At 68.8% G+C, this 20,961-nt stretch carries 24 protein-coding genes; 10 read left to right on the top strand and 14 right to left on the bottom strand.

Going from position 1 to position 20,961, the window contains the following annotated elements:
- A partial coding sequence (locus DMB80_RS25980; protein ID WP_205538938.1) for a DUF7159 family protein occupies nucleotides 1–920 on the bottom strand: 920 nt, incomplete at its 3' end.
- Nucleotides 921–977: 57 nt separating this feature from the next.
- Nucleotides 978–1,925: a threonine ammonia-lyase gene (locus DMB80_RS25975; RefSeq protein WP_111512468.1), complete on the bottom strand. Its 948-nt coding sequence runs from the start codon at nucleotides 1,923–1,925 to the stop codon at nucleotides 978–980.
- 35 nt (nucleotides 1,926–1,960) lie between these two features.
- Here DMB80_RS25975 and DMB80_RS25970 point away from each other — a divergent pair, with 35 nt between their 5' ends.
- Nucleotides 1,961–2,392 carry an acyl-CoA thioesterase gene (locus DMB80_RS25970; RefSeq protein WP_111512467.1) on the top strand — a complete coding sequence of 144 codons (432 nt, stop codon included), beginning with the start codon at nucleotides 1,961–1,963 and terminating at the stop codon, nucleotides 2,390–2,392.
- 58 nt (nucleotides 2,393–2,450) lie between these two features.
- Nucleotides 2,451–3,461 (top strand): agmatinase, encoded by a 1,011-nt coding sequence (gene speB / locus DMB80_RS25965; RefSeq protein WP_111512474.1) that lies wholly within the window; start codon nucleotides 2,451–2,453, stop codon nucleotides 3,459–3,461.
- Nucleotides 3,462–3,469: 8 nt separating this feature from the next.
- Here the strand turns inward: speB and DMB80_RS25960 are convergent, their stop codons facing one another.
- Nucleotides 3,470–4,354 (bottom strand): cyclopropane mycolic acid synthase family methyltransferase, encoded by an 885-nt coding sequence (locus tag DMB80_RS25960; RefSeq protein WP_046363317.1) that lies wholly within the window; start codon nucleotides 4,352–4,354, stop codon nucleotides 3,470–3,472.
- Between the two features lie 208 nt (nucleotides 4,355–4,562).
- On the opposite strand from DMB80_RS25960, the gene DMB80_RS25955 reads away from it, so the two are divergent.
- The 3 genes from DMB80_RS25955 to DMB80_RS25945 all read left to right on the top strand — a co-directional run bounded on the left by DMB80_RS25955 (nucleotide 4,563) and on the right by DMB80_RS25945 (nucleotide 6,576).
- A complete protein-coding gene (locus tag DMB80_RS25955) occupies nucleotides 4,563–4,769 on the top strand; it encodes a hypothetical protein (RefSeq protein WP_073683717.1) in 207 nt (68 codons plus the stop codon).
- Between the two features lie 78 nt (nucleotides 4,770–4,847).
- Nucleotides 4,848–5,243 carry a hypothetical protein gene (locus tag DMB80_RS25950; protein ID WP_111512473.1) on the top strand — a complete coding sequence of 132 codons (396 nt, stop codon included), beginning with the start codon at nucleotides 4,848–4,850 and terminating at the stop codon, nucleotides 5,241–5,243.
- A gap of 19 nt (nucleotides 5,244–5,262) precedes the next feature.
- Nucleotides 5,263–6,576, top strand: coding sequence for a cytochrome P450 (locus DMB80_RS25945; RefSeq protein ID WP_111512466.1), 1,314 nt, complete (start codon nucleotides 5,263–5,265; stop codon nucleotides 6,574–6,576).
- Nucleotides 6,577–6,581: 5 nt separating this feature from the next.
- On the opposite strand, the gene DMB80_RS25940 is transcribed toward DMB80_RS25945, so the two are convergent.
- From DMB80_RS25940 to DMB80_RS25925, 4 genes are all read right to left on the bottom strand, one after another.
- On the bottom strand, nucleotides 6,582–7,073 hold the full coding sequence (locus tag DMB80_RS25940; protein ID WP_240431393.1) for a hypothetical protein: 492 nt from the start codon (nucleotides 7,071–7,073) through the stop codon (nucleotides 6,582–6,584).
- Between the two features lie 110 nt (nucleotides 7,074–7,183).
- The gene (locus tag DMB80_RS25935) at nucleotides 7,184–7,576 is read right to left on the bottom strand and encodes a hypothetical protein (protein ID WP_111512465.1); all 393 of its coding nucleotides are present in this window, start codon (nucleotides 7,574–7,576) and stop codon (nucleotides 7,184–7,186) included.
- A 38-nt stretch (nucleotides 7,577–7,614) separates the two neighbouring features.
- On the bottom strand, nucleotides 7,615–8,721 hold the full coding sequence (locus DMB80_RS25930) for a glycosyltransferase (RefSeq protein WP_111512464.1): 1,107 nt from the start codon (nucleotides 8,719–8,721) through the stop codon (nucleotides 7,615–7,617).
- An 81-nt stretch (nucleotides 8,722–8,802) separates the two neighbouring features.
- Nucleotides 8,803–9,708: a dienelactone hydrolase family protein gene (locus tag DMB80_RS25925; RefSeq protein ID WP_111512463.1), complete on the bottom strand. Its 906-nt coding sequence runs from the start codon at nucleotides 9,706–9,708 to the stop codon at nucleotides 8,803–8,805.
- 107 nt (nucleotides 9,709–9,815) lie between these two features.
- Between DMB80_RS25925 and DMB80_RS25920 the strand changes: the two genes are divergently transcribed.
- Nucleotides 9,816–11,606, top strand: a complete 1,791-nt coding sequence (locus DMB80_RS25920; protein WP_111512462.1) for an N-acyl-D-amino-acid deacylase family protein — start codon at nucleotides 9,816–9,818, stop codon at nucleotides 11,604–11,606.
- Between the two features lie 16 nt (nucleotides 11,607–11,622).
- The gene (locus tag DMB80_RS25915; RefSeq protein WP_240431395.1) at nucleotides 11,623–12,039 is read left to right on the top strand and encodes a nuclear transport factor 2 family protein; all 417 of its coding nucleotides are present in this window, start codon (nucleotides 11,623–11,625) and stop codon (nucleotides 12,037–12,039) included.
- Nucleotides 12,040–12,043: 4 nt separating this feature from the next.
- On the opposite strand, the gene DMB80_RS25910 is transcribed toward DMB80_RS25915, so the two are convergent.
- Genes DMB80_RS25910 through bfr form a run of 5 tightly spaced genes read right to left on the bottom strand, consistent with a single transcriptional unit; the run spans nucleotide 12,044 to nucleotide 15,339 of the window.
- Nucleotides 12,044–12,523: an SRPBCC family protein gene (locus DMB80_RS25910; RefSeq protein ID WP_111512472.1), complete on the bottom strand. Its 480-nt coding sequence runs from the start codon at nucleotides 12,521–12,523 to the stop codon at nucleotides 12,044–12,046.
- Nucleotides 12,524–12,525: 2 nt separating this feature from the next.
- A complete protein-coding gene (locus tag DMB80_RS25905) occupies nucleotides 12,526–12,912 on the bottom strand; it encodes an ArsR/SmtB family transcription factor (protein WP_111512460.1) in 387 nt (128 codons plus the stop codon).
- Nucleotides 12,913–12,962: 50 nt separating this feature from the next.
- A complete protein-coding gene (locus tag DMB80_RS25900) occupies nucleotides 12,963–14,315 on the bottom strand; it encodes a type I glutamate--ammonia ligase (RefSeq protein WP_111512471.1) in 1,353 nt (450 codons plus the stop codon).
- Between the two features lie 29 nt (nucleotides 14,316–14,344).
- A complete protein-coding gene (locus DMB80_RS25895) occupies nucleotides 14,345–14,827 on the bottom strand; it encodes a carboxymuconolactone decarboxylase family protein (RefSeq protein ID WP_046363304.1) in 483 nt (160 codons plus the stop codon).
- Nucleotides 14,828–14,847: 20 nt separating this feature from the next.
- Nucleotides 14,848–15,339, bottom strand: coding sequence for a bacterioferritin (gene bfr / locus DMB80_RS25890; protein ID WP_111512459.1), 492 nt, complete (start codon nucleotides 15,337–15,339; stop codon nucleotides 14,848–14,850).
- 206 nt (nucleotides 15,340–15,545) lie between these two features.
- Here bfr and DMB80_RS25885 point away from each other — a divergent pair, with 206 nt between their 5' ends.
- A complete protein-coding gene (locus DMB80_RS25885; protein WP_046363302.1) occupies nucleotides 15,546–15,746 on the top strand; it encodes a (2Fe-2S)-binding protein in 201 nt (66 codons plus the stop codon).
- Here the strand turns inward: DMB80_RS25885 and DMB80_RS25880 are convergent.
- Nucleotides 15,730–16,479: an enoyl-CoA hydratase/isomerase family protein gene (locus DMB80_RS25880; protein ID WP_111512458.1), complete on the bottom strand. Its 750-nt coding sequence runs from the start codon at nucleotides 16,477–16,479 to the stop codon at nucleotides 15,730–15,732. The two genes, DMB80_RS25885 and DMB80_RS25880, sit on opposite strands and share 17 nt — an antisense overlap.
- A complete protein-coding gene (locus DMB80_RS25875; protein ID WP_205538936.1) occupies nucleotides 16,476–17,186 on the bottom strand; it encodes an EthD domain-containing protein in 711 nt (236 codons plus the stop codon). The genes DMB80_RS25880 and DMB80_RS25875 overlap by 4 nt, the downstream gene beginning before the upstream one ends.
- Nucleotides 17,187–17,219: 33 nt before the next feature.
- Here DMB80_RS25875 and DMB80_RS25870 point away from each other — a divergent pair, with 33 nt between their 5' ends.
- Nucleotides 17,220–19,208: an FUSC family protein gene (locus tag DMB80_RS25870; RefSeq protein WP_111512457.1), complete on the top strand. Its 1,989-nt coding sequence runs from the start codon at nucleotides 17,220–17,222 to the stop codon at nucleotides 19,206–19,208.
- Between the two features lie 76 nt (nucleotides 19,209–19,284).
- Nucleotides 19,285–20,766, top strand: a complete 1,482-nt coding sequence (locus DMB80_RS25865; RefSeq protein WP_240431392.1) for an FAD-dependent monooxygenase — start codon at nucleotides 19,285–19,287, stop codon at nucleotides 20,764–20,766.
- Nucleotides 20,767–20,961: the final 195 nt, after the last annotated feature.

Raw genomic sequence — 20,961 nt, 5'->3', positions numbered from 1 at the left:
TCCTCGACCGGCGGCGGGGCGACGGGAGGTGGCGGCGGGGCGATGGGTGCGACGGGGGCTGCCGGGCCCGCCTCGGCTGCCGGCCGCACCGTTGGTGCGGGCCGCTCCGGGACGAACTGCATCCCCAGCGCCGCGGAGACCGACACGACGAACGCGACCAGGCCGCCGGCCAGCATCAGCGCCGGTCCCGCCCGCCGCAACCGCTCTGTCGCGAACCGCGGCTCCGCCGGGACCGGAGCGTGGGTCGGGGCGAGGTCGTCGTCGAGCCACCACTCGTCGAGACTCGGGGTGCACGCCAGCGCCGCTCCCCTGGCCAGTGCCAGCTGGGCTTCTGCGGGTGAGAACACCGGCACTGCGAGCGCCTCCTCGAGCACCGGGGCGATCCCGTCGAGGTCCTCGGCCGAGCCGACGAGTACGAGGGCCTCGGGTTCCCAGTCCGCGCGGGCGAAGACCGCACTCAACCACCCGATCAGGTCTTCCTCGGTGATCACGGATGTGTTGACGGCGGTCTGCACGGCGCCGTCGTCGGGGGTGACGACGAGGGCGATCAGCTGCCCCGGCTCGACCACGCAGACCGCGGTGGTGTGATAGCCGACCACCTCGGCGATGCCGCGGGCCAGCGCATCGGTGGCCTCGGAGAGTTGCACGGGCACGATGTTGTGGCCGGACTCGGTGAGCTCCTTGAGCAGTAGCGACGCCTCGGTTCGGGCGTCGTCACTCCATGTCACGCCGATCGACTGCACGCGCTGACCGCGCTGCGCGGCGAGCGCCTCCGTCTGGCGCACCGCTTCGGCGGCATCCTGCGACGTCGCCACCTCGACACCGGTGCCCGTCATCGCGTCGCCGTCGGCGTCCTGCCCCTCCACCAGGACCAGCCCGACGGCCGTTGACGTCACCGACAGCCCGAGTACTGCGTCCACGAACCACTCCTTCGTCGCGGCGACCTTACCTGCAGCGCCGCTGGTCACGCATGTCCGTCAGGCGAGCGCCTGCGCCAGCAGCCGCGGCTCGATGTTGCCACCGGAGAGAATCACCGCGGTCGGACCTGGTGGCGTCGTGTGCTGGCGGTAGGCAGCCAGCGCCACCGCCCCGCTGGGTTCGGCGACCAGATGGCCCCGCTGCGCGAATTCTCGGACGGCAGAAAGTATTTCGTCTTCTGTCACGGTCAGCATCCCGTCGAGGACCCGGCGGAGGTGGGCGAACGTCAGCTCGGAGGGCTGCGAACGCAGTCCGTCGGCGAGAGTGCGGTTGCGTCGGCTCACCGGCCAATCCACGCGCTCGCCCGTGCGCAGACCCTCGGCGGTGTCGGCGGCCAGCTCGGGTTCCACACCGAGAACCACGGCCCGCGGGCAGAGCGCTTTGATGGCGACCCCGATGCCCGAGGCGAGTCCGCCCCCGCTGACCGGCACCAGCACCGTGGCCACCTCGGGGAGGTCGTCGGCTATCTCAGCGCCGATGGTGCCCTGACCAGCGATGATGTCAGGGTGGTCGAACGGCGGGATCATCACCCCGCCGGTGTCGGCGGCCACGTCGGCGGCCACGGCCTCGCGTTGGCCGGCGCCGCACAGCACCACCCGCGCGCCGTGCGCCCGGGTGGCGGCCACCTTCACCTCGGGTGTCTCCTCCGGCATGACGATGTGCGCCCGCAGACCGAAGGTGGCTGCGGCGTAGGCGACGGCCTGGGCGTGGTTACCACTGCTGTAGGCCACCACGTCGGTGATCGATCCCGACCGCTCTCGGACAGCGGTCAGGGCGTTGAACGCGCCCCGCACCTTGAACGCGCCGATCGCCTGCAGGCTCTCCGGCTTCACCCAGAGCGGGCGCTCGGGATCCCCCCACGGCGCAGGTACGAGCGGAGTGCGCAGGACGTGGCTGCGGATGCGCTGCGCGGCGGCGCGGATGTCGTCGATCGTCACGAGCTGCATGGCTCGAGTCTGCCCCACCCTTACAGTCGTCGGTGATGTCCGGATACTCGCTGCCCGTGGTGCCCCGCTACGCAGAGATCGACCAGCAGGGAGTCGTGTTCAACGGCCACTACCTGACCTGGTTCGACGAGGCCCTCACCGGATTTCTCGAGCACTGCGGATTCACCTACGCCGACATCATCGACAGTGGCTACGACTTCCAGGTGGTGCACAGTGAGATCGACTTCGCCGCCCCGGTGCGCTGGCGCGACATCGTCCGGGTAGGTGTGGCCTGCACCCGGGTGGGCACCACGAGTGTCACGCTCGACTTCACCGTGCACCGACGGGCGGTCGACGGCACGGAGGACGCCGAACAGGTCGCGGTGCGCGGCGCCAACACCTACGTGGTGGTGTCGACCGACGACTGGGCCAAACGGCCTGTGCCGGATGAGCTGCGCGCCGCATTGACCGGCCACGGCGGCGGATGACCGGTACGGTCCCCCCATGGGTCATGAGCACGGACATCAGCGCGATCCCCCACCCGGCATGGTCGAGCAGCTGGAGCTGGCCTACGCGGGTGTGGCGTCCTTCGGGCACCGACCGTTTCTGACCGAGACCAGCCAGCTCGACTCGTGGAAGCCCGACGTCGCCATCGTCGGCGCGCCGTTCGACATCGCGACGACGAACCGGCCCGGCGCCCGCTTCGGCCCGCGCGCGATCCGCGCGACCGCCTACGAGCCGGGCACTTACCACATGGACCTGGGCCTGGAGATCTTCGACTGGCTCGAGGTCGTCGACTTCGGCGACGCCTACTGCCCGCACGGGCAGACCGAGGTGTCACACCAGAACATCAAGGAGCGCGTGGCAGCGATCGCCAGCCGCGGCATCGTCCCGGTGATCCTGGGCGGTGACCACTCGATCACCTGGCCGGCCGCCACCGCAGTCGCCGACGTGCACGGCTACGGCAACGTCGGCATCGTGCACTTCGACGCGCATGCCGACACCGCCGACGAGATCGAGGGCAACCTGGCCAGTCACGGCACCCCGATGCGACGGCTGATCGAATCGGGCGCGGTTCCCGGCTCGCACTTCGTGCAGGTGGGTCTGCGCGGCTACTGGCCGCCGCAGGACACCTTCGAGTGGATGCAGGAACAGAAGATGACCTGGCACACCATGCAGGAGATCTGGGAGCGCGGTTTCAAGGCGGTGATGGCCGACGCGGTCGGTGAGGCGCTGGCCAAGGCCGACAAGCTCTACGTCTCGGTCGACATCGACGTGCTCGACCCGGCGCACGCGCCCGGTACCGGCACCCCGGAGCCGGGCGGCATCACCAGCGCCGACCTGCTGCGGATGGTGCGTCAGCTCTGTTACGAACACGACGTGGCCGGCGTCGACGTCGTCGAGGTGGCACCGGCCTACGACCACGCCGAGTTGACGGTCAACGCCGCGCACCGGGTGGTGTTCGAAGCGCTGGCCGGTATGGCGGCCCGGCGTCGCGACGCGGCCGGCGGCGAACCGGGCCAGCCTGCCCGGTCCTACCTGAAGCGTCCTACCTGAAGCCCTGATCAGCCTTTGGTCAGCGTGAACTGGCAGATGTCGGTGTAGCCGTCGCGGAACAGATCGGCGCATCCGGTCAGGTACTTCATGTAGCGCTCGTAGACCTCTTCGGACTGGATCGCGATGGCCTGGTCCTTGTTGGCCTCGAGCGCGGCGGCCCACAGGTCGAGCGTGCGGGCGTAGTGCAGACGCAGCGGCTGGACGAGCCCGACGCCGAACCCGGCCTTGGTCGCGTGGCTCTTGACCTTCACCGGCTGCGGCAGATCACCGCCGGGGAAGATCTCGTCCATGATGAACTTGAAGAACCTGATCTTGGTCATCGTGACCGGCAGGTTCCTGGCGGTGAACTCCTCGTCGTCCGGCTTGACGATGGTGTGCAGCATCATCACGCCGTCGGCGGGCAGCACGTCGTAGGCCCGGCTGAAGAACTCGTCGTAGCGGTCACGGCCGAAGTGCTCGAAGGCGCCGATCGAGACGATGCGGTCCACCGGCTCGTGGAACTGCTCCCACCCCTGCAGCAGCACGCGCTTGGTGCGCGGGCTGTCGAGGCCGTCGAGCACCTTCTGCACGTGGGCCTGCTGGTTGCGGCTCAGCGTGAGTCCGACCACGTTGACGTCGTACTTTTCGACGGCCCGCTTGATCGTCGCGCCCCAGCCGCAGCCCACGTCGAGCAGCGTCATGCCGGGCTCGAGGCCCAGCTTGCCCAGCGACAGGTCGATCTTGGCCAGCTGTGCCTCTTCGAGGGTCATGTCGTCGCGCTCGAAGTACGCGCAGCTGTAGGTCTGCGTGGGGTCCAGGAACAGCCGGTAGAAGTCGTCCGACAGGTCGTAGTGCGACTGGACGTCCTCGAAATGCGGAGTCAGGTCCTGGGTTCCGTTGGTGGTGTCTGGCAAATCACTGACCTTTGAATCTCGAGTGCTTGCGAGGGTGGCCCCACCGTCTTCGAGGGCCTGTCTCGTCCGGGGCGAAAGTTGCTACGCAGAGTACCCGAGCACGCCCGACGACCGTGAATCGCCGGGCGGTCGTGCATGCTGCAGAGTCTGGGAGAACTATCGTGGGGAGACCGCCGAACCGCCCATCGACCCTCGGAGGTAATCCGCTGTGACGAGTCCCCAGGACAACCCGTTCGATGACGCTCCCGAAGCCGACGTCGCCGAGCAGCGCACGCCGGTCGACCCAGATGAGGCCGCAGACGGAACCCTGCTGGACGCCGACCGGGTGGCCGGCGAGCGGGACTGGCAGGCCAGTGAGGCCGATCTGATCGAGCAGACGATCGACGTCCCGATCGACGACGACTTCGACCGCTGACGGTGCTCGTGCCGGCCACGTCAGATTCTCGACATCATCGTGACGATTTCACGACCGCGAGACGGGTACTTCGCGGGCGTGACTGATGCAAGCGATGCCACGGTCGAGGCCGTCGGCAAGGTGACAGAAGCGCTGGAGTGGGTGGAACGCGCACGGGGACACCTCTATTCGTTCCACCAGCTGATGGGCCACGCCGACCTGCTGCTCGGCGAGGCGTGTGACGCGCTGCGGGAGGCGGGCCACGACGATGCCGCCGACCGTATCGACACCGAGCTCGTGGGCCGCAACGTCATCCAGGGGCGGTGGACCTTCCAGGTCGTCGAAGAGTTCGACGACTCGTACTGGAGTGTCGTGCGTGACCACGAGAAGGGCGTCCGCGACGAGCTGGTCGGCGGGCAACGCCATCTGCACGAGGCGCGGATGAAGGAGGACCGCCGCACACACGGCAGAAAGGGCCATGAGGCGCGGCCCTGACCGGCTACGCTCGGAGTGCATGAACAGCCCGGAACTCGACACCGAACTCACGGACGTGACCCGGGTGAACGGGACTCCCCCGCCCGTCGTTGCGCTCGCCGACGCCGACCTGGCGTCATGGAATTTCTGGGGGCTCGACGACGATATCCGCGACGGCGCGTTCGCGACCCTGCGACGGGACGCGCCCGTCAGCTTCTTCGACGCCTTCATGTCGGACGGACCCGACGGGGAGGCCGCGGTGGCCGGTCACTGGGCGCTCACCCGCTACGACGACGTGTTCTACGCCAGCAGACATCCCGAGATCTTCAGCTCGGCCGGCGGCATCGTGATCGGTGACCAGTCCCCCGAGCTGGCTGAGTACTTCGGTTCGATGATTGCGATGGACGATCCCCGGCACACCCGGCTGCGCAACATCGTGCGCAGCGCGTTCACGCCGAAAGTGCTTGCGCTGATCGAAGATTCGGTGCGGGCGCGGGCTGCGCGGCTGGTGTCGGACATGGTGACCGGACACCCCGACGGGCAGGCTGACCTGGTGGCCGAGTTCTCCGGCCCACTGCCGCTGCAGATCATCTGCGACATGATGGGCATTCCCGAGTCGGACCATCAGCGGGTTTTCCACTGGACCAACGTGATCCTCGGCTTCGGCGACCCCGACATCGCCACCGACTTCGAGGAGTTCGTCTCGGTCGCGATGGCGATCGGGGCCTATGCCACCGCGCTCGCCGATGACCGGCGCAGCCATCCCGCCGACGATCTGACCACCGCCCTGGTCGCCGCCGAACTCGACGGTGAACGGCTGACCTCCGCGGAGGTGGCGTCGTTTTTCATCCTGCTCGTGGTGGCCGGCAACGAGACGACCAGGAACGCGATCAGCCACGGCGTGCTGGCGCTCAGCCGCTATCCGGAGCAGCGGGATCTGTGGTGGGCCGATTACGAGGCCATCGCCCCGACCGCGGTCGAGGAGATCGTGCGGTGGGCGTCACCGGTGGCCTACATGCGCCGTACCGCCACCCGTGACGTCGACCTCGGCGGCGTGCGCATCGCGGCCGGGGACAAGGTGACCCTCTGGTACGGATCGGCGAACCGCGACGAGTCGAAGTTCGCCGACCCGTGGACGTTCGACGTCCGTCGCCACCCGAACCCGCATGTGGGGTTCGGCGGCGGCGGCGCGCATTTCTGCCTAGGGGCCAATCTGGCCCGTCGGGAGATCACGGTGGCGTTCGAGGAACTCCACCGCGCGGTGCCTGACTTGCGAGCTGTGGGTGATCCCGACCGCCTGCAGTCGGCGTTCATTCACGGCATCAAGCGACTGCCGGTCGCCTGGACCGTGTAGCGGAGTCAGTTCCGGCGGGCGTCGGGGGCCACGCGGTGGGTGTCGCGCTCGACACCCCGGTCGACGGCCTGGTCGACTCCGTCGTGGCTGCTGTGCCGTCCCCCGGACACTGCGGTGTCGTCGGCCGGGCGATCGCTGTCCGACCGGCGGACGCGCGGGTCGAGCTTGTCTGCGTGCTCGCGGCGCTCGTCGAGGTGCTGCTGAGAGCTGGTCAATGCGTCGCGACGGCCAGCCGCGGTCTCGGCAAGCCGCGCGGCCTCGGCGGCCTTGGCGTCAGCCTCTGCCTGTGCGGCGCGGGCTTTGGCTTCGGTCTCCTCGACAAGGGTCGCCTGGCGCTGGACTCGCTGGCTGTCGTGATGGACCTCTTCGCGGATGCGGTCGGCCTCGGCCGCGCGGCGCTTGTTGCGCGACTTCCGCGCGGCGAACACGATCAGTGCGATCACGATGATCGCGGCGACGGCAGCCACCACGATCCAGACGGTGTTGTTGCTGTCCATGACGGCTCCTCGGCTCGTGCGGGGCCGCGTCGGCATTGACGACCCCATCAATAAGCGCTCGGATGCCCGGGTGGTCGCGGCGCTAAACCGCGGCGGTCAGAGCGTGACGGTCAGAGCGTGACGGTGAGGGGCCCGACCGTCCGGCACGACGCCGCAGGAGGGTTACCCGCCGACGCGCAGCCCTTGCCGGTCGCGGTGTACTCGGTGCCGGGACGGTAGGGCTGGAACAACACCTGCGCGGGCAGGATTCCGCGCCCCTGGCTGCACTGGCCCGGTCCCGACTCGCCGGCCATCTGCAGACAGGCGACTGTCTGGAAGGTGACTGCGCCGGCACACGCCCGCGGCGACACGGTGGCCGTCACCATCGTCGTGCCCGACACCGTGACCAGCGTCGGCGGGGAGAGCTCGTAATCACACGTGCCGTCCTGGGGTTGGGCGTGCGCGAGCGCCGTCGGCCCGAGGGCCAGCGCGAGGGCCGGGATCACGGCGAGCGTGCGCAGCATGGTTGGGATCGTAGGCCTTTGCGGCCGCGGCGAACGGGCTATTGCACGCGCAGCGCGCTGAGCATCCCGGCCGCAGAGCGTGGCCAGGTGAACTGTTCGGCGCGGCGACGGGCACTGTGCCTGCGGTGGCCTTCCGGCCGGCTGATCACCGTGGTGACGGCGTGCGCGATGGCACGCGGATCGTTGTCGGCGACGGCGCCGCTGTCCTGCGTGAGGAGCTCCGCCAGCGCGGAGGTGCGCGAGACGACCGCGGGGGTGCCGCACGCGAGCGCCTCCAGAGCGGCCAGGCCGAAGGTCTCGTGCGGGCCCGGGGCGAGAGCGACGTCGGCGCTGGCGAGGATCGCCGCGACGGTCTCGCGGCATCCGACGTATCCGGTGAAGTCGACCGGGAGTCCGCGCGCCTGCCGCTGCAGACGCGATCGCAGCGGGCCTTCTCCGACCACCACGAGGCGTGCGTCGACACCCGAATCGCAGAGGGTGGCAACGGCATCGATGCTCTGGTGGGGATGCTTCTCGATCGAGAGCCGACCGCAGTGCACCAGCAGCGTCTGTCCGGGGCCGGCCCATTGCGCCCGCACCGTCGCCGAGCGGTGGCGCGGATGGAACTGGTCGAGATCCACGCCCAGGGGCACGGTCACCACGTTCGCCGCGCCGACTCGGTCGAACTCTTCACGCGCGAACGCCGTCGTGCACACCACGACGTCGTAGTTGTCGGCCGTTCGGCGGTTGGCGGTGTCAGCCACTGCTTCGGCCCAGCGCGCGGGCAACATCTGGCCGGCCAGCCTGTCGAGCCTCTCGTGGGAGATCATCACCGTGGACACGCCGCGTCGGCGGCCCCACGGTCCCAGGGAGCGCAGCGTCAACCGGTCGGACACCTCGAGCGCATCGGGGCGCAGCGCCTCGAGCAGCGCTGTCACGGGGCGGGGAGACACCGCGCGGTAACCGCCTGTGAACGGAATCTCGACGGCGGGCAACGTAATTCGTACGACACCGGTGGCGGTGGTGGTCCATTCACGGCGAGATCCCGGCACGACGAGGAACACGTCGTGCCCGGCGGCGCGGTATTCCGCGCCGAGGCGATCGACCGCGGTCCGCAGGCCACCGGATCGGGGCCCGTAGAAGTTGGCCACCTGGACGACCCGCATGGTGGCATCAGAGCCTGCCCGGATGTGCGGAAGTAGACGGTGAGGTGGCGGGTCGCCGAACAGCCGGTGGCTGTGGCCTCCTCAGCCGACGTGGACGACGAGCCAGTCCAGCGTGCCGCGCCAGGCGTCATCGGCCGCGGTCTGGTCGAAACGCTCTCCCGTGTCGTTGAAGAAGGCGTGGTTGGCGCCCGGCTCGGTGACGAGTTCGTGGACCAGGCCGGCCTTCTCGAGGGCGGCGCGCGCGGCCGGTTCGGTGGCGTTGACCCGCTGGTCGAGCGCGCCGTAGAAGCCGAGGACGGCGACCCCGGCCGACTTCGAGAAGTCGGGGTCGTCGGGGGTGGGCCCGTAGAAGGGAAAGGCCGCCGCGAGTTGCGGGGCTCCGGTGTCGAGCAGCCGCCACACCAGCCCGCCGCCCATGCAGAACCCGATCGCGGCGAGTTTGCGCCCGGGGGTTCTGCGGGCCACCTCGGCGATGCCGGACTGCAGGTCGGCCACCATGTCGGCGGGGGGACGTTCGCCGAGTGCGGCCGTGGCGGCCGCGGGGTCGGTGAACGTGGCCGTGCCGCCGCGGCCGGACAGCAGGTCCACGGCGAGGCTCGAGTAGCCGGCGCCGGCGAGCCGGCCGGCGACCGACCGCACCCAGTCGGTGAGGCCTTTGTTCTCGTGGATGACGAGGATGCCGCCACGCGGGTTGTCGGCCTGCGCCCATGCGCCCTGGAGCGCCCCGGCGGGGCCGGCCCAGGTCACCGGCGTGGTGGGCAGTGCGCCGGCCTGACCAGGGGGTGATGGCTGCGCCGACGGAGCCGGGGTGGACGAGCTGCTCGGAGCCTGGCTCGCGTTGTCGGCGCAGGCGGCGATCAGTGCCGAGGCGCCGGCCGCGCTCACCCCCAGGAGGGCGAGCCGGCGCAACGCCTCCCGGCGGGACAGCAGGCCTTCGACGTGGTCGGTGGCGATCTCTTCGGCGATGTAGCGCTGCAGCGGCGTCACCTTCTCGATTATGCGCCCGCGGTTGGCGTAGACATTTCGAAGAAAGTGTTCACGATGTCGTTGACACCTGTCGTGACGCCCTGTTCGATGAGGACGTGAGCAGCACTGTGAGCTACGACACGATCATCCGCAACGGCCGATGGTTCGACGGCACCGGCGCCCCGTCTGCCGTGCGCACGATCGCGATCAAGGACGGCCACGTCGCGGCGATCACGGAGGACGACCTCGCCGATGCCGACTGTGACCACGTCATCGATGCGGCCGGGAAATGGGTGCTGCCCGGCATGCTCGACATCCACACCCACTACGACGTGGAGGTGCTCGGCGGACCCTCGCTGTCGGAATCCCTGCGCCACGGAGTCACCACCGTGTTGCTCGGCTCGTGCTCGCTGTCGACCGTCTACGTCGACGGCGGCGACGCCGGAGACATCTTCGGACGGGTCGAGGCGATCCCCCGCCAACACGTGGTTGCGGCGATCGAGCAGCACAAGACCTGGCGCAACGGCGAGGAGTACATCGCCGCGCTGGAGGATCGCCCGCTGGGGCCCAATGTCGCGGCGTTCATCGGCCACTCGGACATGCGCGCCGCGGTGATGGGGCTGGACCGCGCGACCCGCTCCGAGGAGCGCCCCACCAAGGCCGAACAGGCGCAGATGGAACGCATGCTCACCGAGGCGCTGCGCGCCGGGTTCGTCGGAATGTCCTCGCAGCAGCTGCTTTTCGACAAGCTCGACGGCGAGGTCTGTCGCTCGCGGACCCTGCCCTCAACCTATGCCAAGCCGCGTGAGCTGCGCCGGCTCAAGGCGCTGCTGCGGCGCGCAGGTCGGGTCCTGCAGTCAGGACCCGACATCGAGAACCCGTTCAACATCGGCTCGCAGGCGTTCCAATCCCTGGGCATCATCCGCAATCCGCTCAAGACCAGCCTCCTCTCGGCCGCCGATGTGAAGTCCAACCCGGTGGCGGTCAAGATCCTCGGTCCGCTGGCCCGGCTGGTCAACGGGCTGGGCGGCGATTTCCGCTGGCAGCACCTGCCGGTCCCGTTCGAGGTGTACGCCGACGGCATCGATCTGGTGATCTTCGAGGAGTTCGGCGCCGGCGCGGCGGCCCTGCACCTGCGCGACGAGGTGGAGCGCAACGCGATGCTGCGTGACGAGAACTATCGGCGCCGGTTCCGCCGCGACTACGACGCGAAGTTCGGCATGCGGGTGTGGCATCGGGACTTCTTCGACGCCGAGATCGTCGACTGCCCCGACGCCTCGGTGATCGGCAAGTCCTTCGGTCAGGTGGGCCAGGATCGGGGCGGGCTGCACCCGGTGGACGCCTTCCTGGACCTGGTGCTCGACCACGGCGCGGCGCTGCGGTGGCGTACGACGATCTCGAATCACCGGCCGGAAGTGCTCAAGGCGTTGGCGCGCGATCCCGGTGTGCAGATGGGCTTCTCCGACGCCGGCGCGCATCTGCGCAACATGGCGTTCTACAACATGGGGCTTCGACTGTTACGGCACGTCCGCGACGCGCAGCGGGCAGGCAAGCCCTTCATGAGCATCGAGGCCGCGGTGCATCGCCTCACCGGTGAACTGGCCGACTGGTACCGCATCGACGCCGGGCACCTGCGGATCGGCGACCGTGCCGACGTCGTCGTCATCGACCCCGAGCGCCTGGACGAGTCGCTGGACCGCTACGCCGAATCGCCGGTCGAGCAGTACGGCGGCCTGCCCCGGATGGTCAACCGCAACGACGACACCGTGGTCGCGGTACTCGTCGGCGGACGCGCGGTGTTCCGCGACGGTGCGCTCACCGACCTCGTCGGTGCGCAGCGAACCGGCCGGTTCCTTCGTGCCGCGCACCGCGTCCGGGCCCTGGCATCCTCGTCCGACGTGTTGACCCGTGTCGGCTGAGCAGACCGTCGCGGGCATGTGGGCGGCGCTGTCGGCCCGCGACTGGGAGGAGCTGAAGACCTTCCTGGCGCGCGACTGCATCTATCTCGACATGCCGGTCGGTCCCGCGGCGGCGGCGCGCGGTCCCGAAGACATCGTCAAGCGGCTCAAGATCGGTCTGGATCCGCTGGCGTCCTACGAGAACTTCCCCGGCTTGATGGTCAGCAACGGCACCGACCTGATGTACGAACACCACGAGGAATGGCACTGGGCCACAGGCGAATCAGTGGTGCTGCAGTTCGTGACGGTGCACCGGGTGGTCGACGGCAAGATCTCGCTGTGGAAGGACTACTGGGACATGGGGGCGCTGGCCAACCACGCCCCGCCCAGCTGGCTGGAGGACTTCGCCACCGCGGACATGTCCTGGGTGTTCGACGCGACCGGACTCGTCTGACTGCTCAGAGCTGACCGTCGATCTGGTTGATCGCCGACGTCGCGCCCTCGATCATGCCCGTGTCGAGCACCTGTTGCAGCGCCTCGGCCGAGGCGTAGGTGCTGACGTACGTCGCGCGAGTGCCGCCGTCATGGCCGGTGAACGTGAACACGTTCTTCGACACCGGCAGGTCGGTTTTCGGCGTGAAGTCGGGCTCGGCGAAGCCGTCGTCGAAACTGAATCCGTGGGGTTCGTCGACCGTCGTGACGTCCCAGTAGCCGGCGTACTTCTCCCCCTCGGGCCCCGTCATGTAATAGGTGACACGCCCGCCCGGTCGCAGGTCGTGGTCGACCACAGTCGCCGGGTATTCCGGTGGCCCCCAGATCTTCTCGAGCTGACGCGGATCGGCGTAGATCTGCCAGATGCGCTCGACGGGCGCGGCGAAATCGGCGACGATCGTCAGGCTGCGGGCTTCTGAATCGTGGTGGACATCGGTGACGGGCATGGTCATTCCTCTCGGATGTTCTCGGATGCGGTGTCTTCGGATGGTGTGTCTACGGAGGCGGCGTTCTCGATGGCGATGAGGTCGTCTATGCGGGCGACGCGGCCGCGCCACACCTGTTCCAACTCGGCCAGCAGTGACGACACCGACCGGATCGCGGTGACCTCGCCACTGGCCAGTTGTTCGCGACCGTGCCGCCGCTTGGTGATCAACCCGGCCCGATCGAGCACCGCGACGTGTTTCTGCACGGCGGCGAAGCTCATGTCGTAGTGGGCCGCGAGCGTGGACACCGAGTGCTCCCCCGCCAGGACGCGGCGCACGATGTCGCGCCGAGTGCGGTCGGCCAATGCATGGAACAACGCATCAGCACGGTCTTCGTCGAGCACGTCCACTTGGACAACATACAACCAATTGGTTGTATGTTGTCAAGACTCGCGGACGCTCACACGCTCCAGGCGAGGCGGAACTTCTCGGCCAGCTCTTCAGGGCTCAGGTGCCCATACGTCTCGTTCTCGTAGCGACGCACCGCAAGCACCGCGTCGACCACCGGATCGCCCAGGACGCTGCGCATTGTCGTCGAGCGGTACAGGGCGTCGAGCACGGCACGCTGATCGGTCGACAGCACCGTGATGCCTGCCTCCGCGCGGTGCGCCTCGGACAGCGACGACGGATCCACCGCCACCTCCGCAGGCAATTGCCGGCCCTGTTCGATGCCGTCGAGCGCAAGGCCCAGAATCGCAGCCGAGGCCAGGTAGGGATTCGCCGATGGGTCGACGATCTTGACCTCGACGTTGGCGCCGTAGACGTTGGCCGGCCCTGCAGTCATGAAACGCACTGCGGCTTCGCGGTTTTCGGTGCCCCAGCACGCGTACGCGCCGGCCCAGCTCCCCGGCTGCATCCGTAACCCCGACAGGATCGACCCGCACAGCACCCCCTGCGCCTCGGCGAGGCCCGCGAGCACGCCTGCCACTGCCGACGACCCCTCGGCGGTCATGCCGCCGGGGCCGTCTCCGCCGGACAAGAGTGGGGCGCTGTCGCGGGTCAGTGAAAAGTGTTGATGGGCACCCGATCCCACGCTTCCGGCGAACGGCACCGGTGACAGGCTGACGCGCACACCGTATCTGCGCGCTGCTCGACCGATGATGATGCGCATCAGACTGACCGCGTCGGCCGCGGCGACGGGCGGCAGCGGAGCCAACGAGATCTCGAACTGGTTCGCGCCATACTCGGGATGGAATTGTTCGATGGCCACCCCGGACGCCGTCGCGGCTGCCGTGACGTCGCGCACGAAGCCCTCGAACTCGAGCACTCCGGCCAGCCCGTACTGGGCCCACAGATCGGCAGGCAGCGCGGCACCGTCGGGTCCGACGAGCAGGAACTCGATCTCGTGACCGACCAGCGCGTCGAGCCCGGCCTCGGCGAGACGGTCCTCGACGCGACGCAGTGTGCCGCGTGTGCAGAAGGGATCAACGGTGCCGTCTTGACTGTGGAAATCGCCGGGCGCCCAAGCGAATCCGTCGCCGAGGATGCGAAGCGCGCTGAGATCGATCCGGATCCGCTGATCCCCCACCACGCCGGTGGCCGGGCTGAACGCGATGCCGACCTTGTCGATGGTGAACACATGCCACACCGGGCTGGCGCCGAGTCCGGGATCGGCGAAAGAACCCATCCGGCGCAGCGGCACGGTCTTGGCGTGCATCAATCCTGCCGGGTTGACGACGGTGCCGATCAGCGTGGCGACGCCGTCGGATTCGAGCTGGGCGATCGCGGCGGCGGCGAGCGGTTTGGCGGCCATGCGGTCATTGTGCCGCCGGGCCGTCGCGTTCACAGTGTGATCGCGCAGGCCTGTCCGATGTCGAGGGTGCGCAGCATGCGACCCATGCCGACCCACATCGCACAGGAGATCGCCAGGTCGGTGAGCAGCTCGTCGTCGAAGTGCTCCTTGGCCCTGGCCCAGAAGTCCTCGTCGTCGCGCAGTCCGGTGTGATCGGTGGCGAACCGGTGCGCGAATTCCATCGCGATGCGTTCGGAGTCGCTGTACCCCGGCCACGTCCGCCACTGCGTGGCGTAGTCGTAGAACTCCTCGGTGATGCCGTTGGCCTCACCCTCGCTGTCGCGCGTGTTCTGGCACGTGACGCACTCGTTGGCGTAGGCGATCACGATGCGCGCGGCTTCGCGGGTACGCATCGGGAGCCGATTCTTGGTGTACACCGCGTTGCTGAAGCGAGCCATCGCCGCTCCGAGCTCTGGCGACGTGACCGCAAAGCCGGTCACGTCGTCGTCGGCGAAGTCCCCGATTCGGCTCATGGCCGAAAGTGTAACGCGTTCTAGTTCGCGCCGACGCTGGGCGGACGAGACACGCACTGCGCCAGGTAGAGCTCCTCGCCCAGCTTGCCCATCAGCTCCAACTGCGTCTCGAGGTAGTCGATGTGCAGTTCCTCGTCGGCCAGGATCTCTTCCAACAGGGTGGCCGACGTCGCGTCACCCTTCTCGCGGCACATCATCACGCCGGGCCGCAACCGTCCGACCACCTCGTACTCGATCGCGAGGTCGGCCTCGAACTGCTCCCGCACGGTCTGACCCACCCGCAGCGAGAAGAGTCGCTGATAGTTCGGCAGACCGTCGAGGAGCAGGATGCGGTCGGTGATCTTCTCCGCATGGACCATCTCTTCGAAGGATTCCTTGCGGGTGTGCTCGGCCAGCTCGGTGAAGCCCCAGTTGTCCTGCATCTTCGAGTGCAGGAAGTACTGATTGATCGCCGTCAGTTCGCTCGTCAGCTGCTCGTTGAGCAACTTCAGAACCTCGGGATCCCCTTGCATGGCTAGCTCCTCAACCGGGTCAATGTCGCGCACGGACTGTCGTGCGGGCACGTTCAATCTAGTGCACCGCCGCGCTCGACTGCCGCAACTCCGGCCGCCGCGGCGAGATGGGCCTGGACCGATCTCGGAAAGTAAGGCTAGACTTCGCTACTGAAGGTAAGGCTGCACTGACCACATGGCCACGACAGTGAGGATGGGCGTAACGGATGTTCGTCTGCCTGTGCACCGGCACCACCAGCCACGTCGTCGGTGAGCTCGTGGCCAACGGCGCCCGCACGTCGCGCGACGTGGCCGAGGCCTGCGGTGCCGGCGGTGACTGCGGCCGATGCCGTCGCAACCTTCGGGCGATCATCGAAGCGCATTTCGCCCAGTCAGCTGCCGTGCAGGCAGTCAGCGTCGCTGGCTGAACTGATCCAACGCAGCCGCATTGGCTGCCCCGCCGAGCAGGTCGGCGAACTCGGCGTTCTCCCGAGCGGTCGCGTCGGCGATCCCAGCCCGGTAACTCTGCGCGATCGTGCGCTTGACCGCCGTCAGACTCGAAACGGGCCGGGCTGCAAGCACATCGGCGTGACGCCGGGCTTCGGCGAGCAGTTCCTCGGGCGCGCACACCTTCCACGCGATGCCCATCCGGTGCGCCTCCTCGGCGTCCACCCACTCCGAGGACAGCAGCATCCACGCCGCGTTCTGTCTGCCCATCAGCTGCGGCAGGAGATACGACGACGCCGCCTCCGGTGCGACGCCGAGACTGGTGAACGGGCATTTCAGACGCGCCGTGGCCGACATGAACACGAGGTCGGCGTAGCCCAGGATCGTGGTGCCGATGCCCACCCCGACGCCGTTGACCGCGCAGATCAACGGTTTGGTCAGGTCGGCGAGCGCGGTGATCATCCGGGGGAAGTTGCTGCCACCGCTGTAGGAACCGTCGGCGATGCGCGCCTGCATTTCCTTGAGATCGTTGCCTGCGCTGAACGCGCGGCCCTCGCCGGTCAGAAGCACCACGGCGATGTCGGGGTCCGCGGATGCCTCGTCCAGCGCCGTCGCCGTGGCGAGGTAGAGCTCTTCGGTGAAGGCGTTCAGCGCTTCGGGCCGGTCCAGCGTGAGCGTGCGAACCTTGTTGTCATCACTGATCCGAAGAGTCACCGCAGCAGCGTAGCGAACGGGTCACGCACCACGTAGCGACTGCTCGGCACGGTGTCGACGTTCTCGTTGGCGCCGAAGGCCGAGGTGCTGGCCATCATTCGCGTCATGCGGTCGGAGAGGTCGTCGTCGTCGGCCGCACCGAAGAAGGCGTGCAGATCGGTGGTCGCCGCCAGCGGGAAGAGCTCCTCGACGATCGCGGAGATCGGTTCTGCTCCTGCGGTGAGTGCGCGCACGACCGTGTTCTGGGTGTAGCCGAACGTGGCCTGCGTGTCGATCGCCACCTGTGTGTGGTCGCGGTGCCAGCGGCTCAACCACGTCGCCTCGTCCAGCGCGGCCGGGCGGCGCAACAGCGCGACGTTGGCCAGGCCCGGGGTCCGTTCTCCAGGTGGGGTCGGCGGCGGTTTCAGCGGGACGGACTCGGTGACCAGATAGGCCGCGAGTTCCTCGCAGTGTGCCGTCAGGATCTCTGTGGCAGCTGCGATCTGGCTGCCGTAATACTGGTCGGTCCAGATGCTGGCGACACCGATGACCGGCGGGTCGAGGGTGGTCAGCGTCATCAGCGAGTCGGTGACGGCTGCGTCGCGCACGTTCACCGTGAGGCCGGCGACACCGGTGTCGGCCAGCTGCTGGGCGACCTCGGTGCGCAATCGGGTGCACCACGCCTCGTCGCCGGGCGCGCCACGCAACGTCAGGATCACTTTCTCCACGCTGCGACGATAACCCCGGGCCAGAATGGGGAGATGATCACGGGCGAGACGGTGCGCGCGGCCCTTCCGGAGGCGGCTCCGGTGCTGCGGAGCGTCGTGGTCACCGTGGTGGCCGCGCTGTGTGCGATCCAGTGGGGCCCGGCGGGTTCCGCGACCGCGGTGGCTGGAACAGCGGCGATCGCCGGAGTCGTGGCGCTGCAGCAGGATCCGCGCGGACGAACCCTGCGGGTGTTGTTCACCTCGGTCGTGATGGGCGTGGCGATCCTGGTGGGCACCTCGACGTCGACCTTCTTCTGGCTTGTCGTCGCCGCTGCCGGTGCCTGGTGCGCGCTCGCCGCGCTGGCCTGGGTGTGGGGCACGTCTGCCGGGCTGATCGCCGGCGCATCGGGAGCTCTCCTGATCGCCACCGCGTCGACGGCGCCGACCTGGGCGTCGACTGTCGGGACGGCCGCGCTGGCGGTGTGCGCGGGTGCGCTGCAGGCCGCGGTGGCGGCGGCCTGGCCGCCGCGCCGCTGGCGGATTCAGCGCGAGGCACTCGTCACCGCGTACCGCTCGCTCGCCGACGACGCGACGCGGCTGGCTGCCCGTGCCGAGGAGGCGGTGGGCAGTACCGAGCCGATGATCGCCCTGCGCGCTGCGTTCACCGCCGACACGGCCCACCCGACGCGCCGATCCGCCGGCTACCGCAACTGGTACGTGGTGCCCGGGCGCATCGGCGCCTCGCTGGCCGACCTCGGAGCGAGCGCCGGCGCAGCCGATGTGCTGCATGCGACCGCAGCCACCCTGACTGCGCTTGCCGATCCGGACCGGTCGGCACGCGCTGCTGTCGATGCCGCGCTGCACCGGCTCGACGCCGCCGTCGCCGCGGCCGGTGATGACGCACAGGCTGCCGCGCAACGACTTTCCACCTATCTGCACCTCGCTGCCGCGAGGCGACCGAACGACAGACTCCACGCCACGCCGGCGGATCTGCGAACACGGGTCCAGTGGGCGTCCGCCGACCTGCGGGACAGGATCGACCGGCACTCCCCTGTTCTGCGCCACGCCGCGCGCCTCGGTGTCGCCGTGGTCCTGGCGTGCGTGCTGGGGCGCGTGTTGGCAGTGGGCGACGGGGTCTGGATCGCGCTGACGGTGCTGATGGTGCTGCGCCCCGAGACCGCGCACACCTACACCCGCTGTGTGGGCCGCACTGCGGGCGTCGCCGCGGGTGCGCTGCTGGTCTCGTGCGTCGCCGTCGTGGCGCACGCCGCGCCGGCGGTGTTCGCCGTGCTCGCCGGTGCCGCCGTGGTCTTCGCCCATGTGGCATCGCGGTACGGCTACTTGGCGATGGCCGCTGCCGTCGCGGCCACGACCGCGTTCATCCTCGGGATCGATCACGCAGCGGTCCTCGTCGACCCGCGCGACGTGCTGATCGCGACGTCGGTCGGCGGAGCGCTGGCCGTGCTGGCCCATGTACTGATGCCCGACGACCCGCTGACCCGGCTCGCGCAGCGGGCGGGTGAACTCCTCGAGACCGAGATCGACTACGCCGCCACGGTCGTGAAGGTCTACCTGCACGAGATCGACAGTGCGACAGAGGTCCGCGCCGCAGCGTGGGAGCGCACGTTCCGGGCTCGGGCGGCGTTCGAGGCCGCCTCCGGCGCGGCCCGGCTGGTCTCGGCCGAGCAGCGTCGGTGGTTGCGGTGCTATCGCGCGGTGCTGAACTCGATCACCAGTTCGTGCGCGACGCTCGAGGACAATTTGCCCGTCGATGCGTTCCCGCAACCGCACCGGCCGTTCGTGCGCGCGGTCGATGAGTTCGTCGAGGTGCTGTGTGGTGAACCGGTGACCGTCACCGATCCGTGGAGTGTCGACACCGAGGAATTGACGGCCGCCGCCGAGCGGGTGCGCCGCTCGGTCCCGGGGCACGAGTCGGTCGAGGGATCGGCTCGCGTGTTGGTGTCCGAGATCGCCGCGATCACCCGCGCGCTGTGTCTGGTCGCCGATACGCCGTGGCCTGCGGCGAGGTCCTCGACCGAATAAGTCATCAACTGTTGACATCTTGTCGGATCGGCTTACAGTCGAAGTCATCAGTTGTTGACTTATCTGAGGAGTTCCGGTGACCGCTCCATCACGCATTCCCGTCCTGGTCGTCGGCGCCGGGCCCACCGGCCTGGCGGCCGCGCTCGAACTGTCGCGACTCGGGGTCGGCGTACGCATCGTCGACCGGGCGTCACATCCGTCGCCGGAGTCCCGCGCCCTGGCCGTGCAGGCACGCACGCTCGAGTTGCTCCGGGTCCGCGGCGTCGGAGAGGAGATGTTGCCCCTGGGCAACACGGTGCGGGCAGCGGCGCTACACGCCGACGGGCGCGATCTCGCGAGCGTCGAACTGAGCCGAATGCCCAGTGCGTTCAACGGCATCCTGATGCTCGCCCAATCGGAGACCGAACGCCTCCTGACCGAACAGCTCGGCCGCCAGGGAGTCAAGGTGGAACGCGGAGTCGACGTCGTGTCGATACGCGATGACTCCCGGTCTGTCTCGGCGACAGTACGTTCCGCCGCCGGTGAGGACGAGTGCATCGAGGCGCAGTACGTGATCGCCGCCGACGGCCCGCACAGCTCGATCCGCAAAGCGCTGGGGGTGCCCTTCCCCGGGCGCACTTTGCCGCACGACTACGTGCTGGCCGACCTGCACATCGATGGCGCACTGCCTGAAGATCAGGTGTCGATCTTCCTGGCGCGCAGCGGTTTCGTCGCTGCATTTCCCATGGGCCACGGACGCTTTCGCATGATGGCGACCGACCCCACCGGCGTACTGGCGGCGCACGGAGCCGCGCCCACGGTCGCCGAGATGCAGGAGCTCTTCGATCGCACGGTCGAGGTGCCGGCGCGGCTGCACGGGCTGAACTGGAGTTCGCAGTTCCGCATCAACAGCCGCGCGGTGCCGAATCTGCGCTCGGGCAGGGTGCTGTTCGGCGGTGACGCTGCGCATGTGCACAGCCCGGCGGGCGGGCAGGGGATGAACCTCGGCATCCAGGACATGATCAACCTCGGATGGAAACTCGCGATGGTGCTCGACGGGCGTGCCCGACCCGATCTTCTCGACACCTACTCCTCCGAGCGTCTTCCGGTGGTCCGAAAGGTGTTGCGCTTCACCGAGATCGGCACCCGCGTGTTCAATTCGACCAATCCCCTGGTGCATGCGCTGCGTGTCCGGATGGCGCCGCGGGCGCTGGCGCGTGACGCTGTCCAGAACGCGGCGGCATCGATGTTCGGGCAGCTGTCGGCCGGCTACCGGGGCGGCGAGTTTGCGCTGGAGGCGGGCGATCTCGGAGCGATGCGCGCGGGCGACCGCGTGCCGGATGTGGACGGTCGCTACGACGCGCTCGACCTCGGCGCCTTGACGCTGTTCGCCGGTCCTGACGCTGGCGCGGTGGTCGACGTCGCGCGGGACTGGGAGGGGATCGTGAGCGTGCGCGATGGAGGCGTTGCGTCGGGCTGGCTGCTTGTCCGGCCGGACGGGTATCTCGCCGCGGCCGGCGGGCCGGGCGACGGGGCATCCCTGGAGCGCTGGTTGCACCGGTGGTTCGTGCGACCGTGACCTGCGGGCGGGATTTCTATCCCTTTCGTCTCATTCGTTTCACCAGCCCGCCTCGCCACAGGTAGCCGCCTGTTGCCTCACGTCAAGATGCGCGCGTAGGGGTGGTCGTTGCCTCACGTGAGCGTGCGCGCTTGGTGATGGCCGGTTGGCCGTCGTTAGTGGGTTTGCTGGTAGCGAGGGTGAAAAGTTGGACGG

Origin of the sequence: Mycobacterium kyogaense, assembly GCF_003254575.1 — a bacterium.
Taxonomy (GTDB): domain Bacteria; phylum Actinomycetota; class Actinomycetes; order Mycobacteriales; family Mycobacteriaceae; genus Mycobacterium; species Mycobacterium kyogaense.
The sequence above is the reverse complement of the archived record's forward strand: the minus strand, read 5'-3'. Positions and strand labels throughout refer to the sequence as shown.

Coding starts and splice junctions, on each gene's coding strand:
- DMB80_RS25975 (WP_111512468.1), bottom strand. CDS start 1,925: ATGCAGCTCGTGACGATCGACGACATCCGCGCCGCCGCGCAGCGCATC.
- DMB80_RS25970 (WP_111512467.1), top strand. CDS start 1,961: ATGTCCGGATACTCGCTGCCCGTGGTGCCCCGCTACGCAGAGATCGAC.
- speB (WP_111512474.1), top strand. CDS start 2,451: ATGGTCGAGCAGCTGGAGCTGGCCTACGCGGGTGTGGCGTCCTTCGGG.
- DMB80_RS25945 (WP_111512466.1), top strand. CDS start 5,263: ATGAACAGCCCGGAACTCGACACCGAACTCACGGACGTGACCCGGGTG.
- DMB80_RS25940 (WP_240431393.1), bottom strand. CDS start 7,073: ATGGACAGCAACAACACCGTCTGGATCGTGGTGGCTGCCGTCGCCGCG.
- DMB80_RS25935 (WP_111512465.1), bottom strand. CDS start 7,576: ATGCTGCGCACGCTCGCCGTGATCCCGGCCCTCGCGCTGGCCCTCGGG.
- DMB80_RS25930 (WP_111512464.1), bottom strand. CDS start 8,721: ATGCGGGTCGTCCAGGTGGCCAACTTCTACGGGCCCCGATCCGGTGGC.
- DMB80_RS25915 (WP_240431395.1), top strand. CDS start 11,623: ATGTGGGCGGCGCTGTCGGCCCGCGACTGGGAGGAGCTGAAGACCTTC.
- DMB80_RS25910 (WP_111512472.1), bottom strand. CDS start 12,523: ATGCCCGTCACCGATGTCCACCACGATTCAGAAGCCCGCAGCCTGACG.
- DMB80_RS25900 (WP_111512471.1), bottom strand. CDS start 14,315: ATGGCCGCCAAACCGCTCGCCGCCGCCGCGATCGCCCAGCTCGAATCC.
- DMB80_RS25895 (WP_046363304.1), bottom strand. CDS start 14,827: ATGAGCCGAATCGGGGACTTCGCCGACGACGACGTGACCGGCTTTGCG.
- bfr (WP_111512459.1), bottom strand. CDS start 15,339: ATGCAAGGGGATCCCGAGGTTCTGAAGTTGCTCAACGAGCAGCTGACG.
- DMB80_RS25885 (WP_046363302.1), top strand. CDS start 15,546: ATGTTCGTCTGCCTGTGCACCGGCACCACCAGCCACGTCGTCGGTGAG.
- DMB80_RS25870 (WP_111512457.1), top strand. CDS start 17,220: ATGATCACGGGCGAGACGGTGCGCGCGGCCCTTCCGGAGGCGGCTCCG.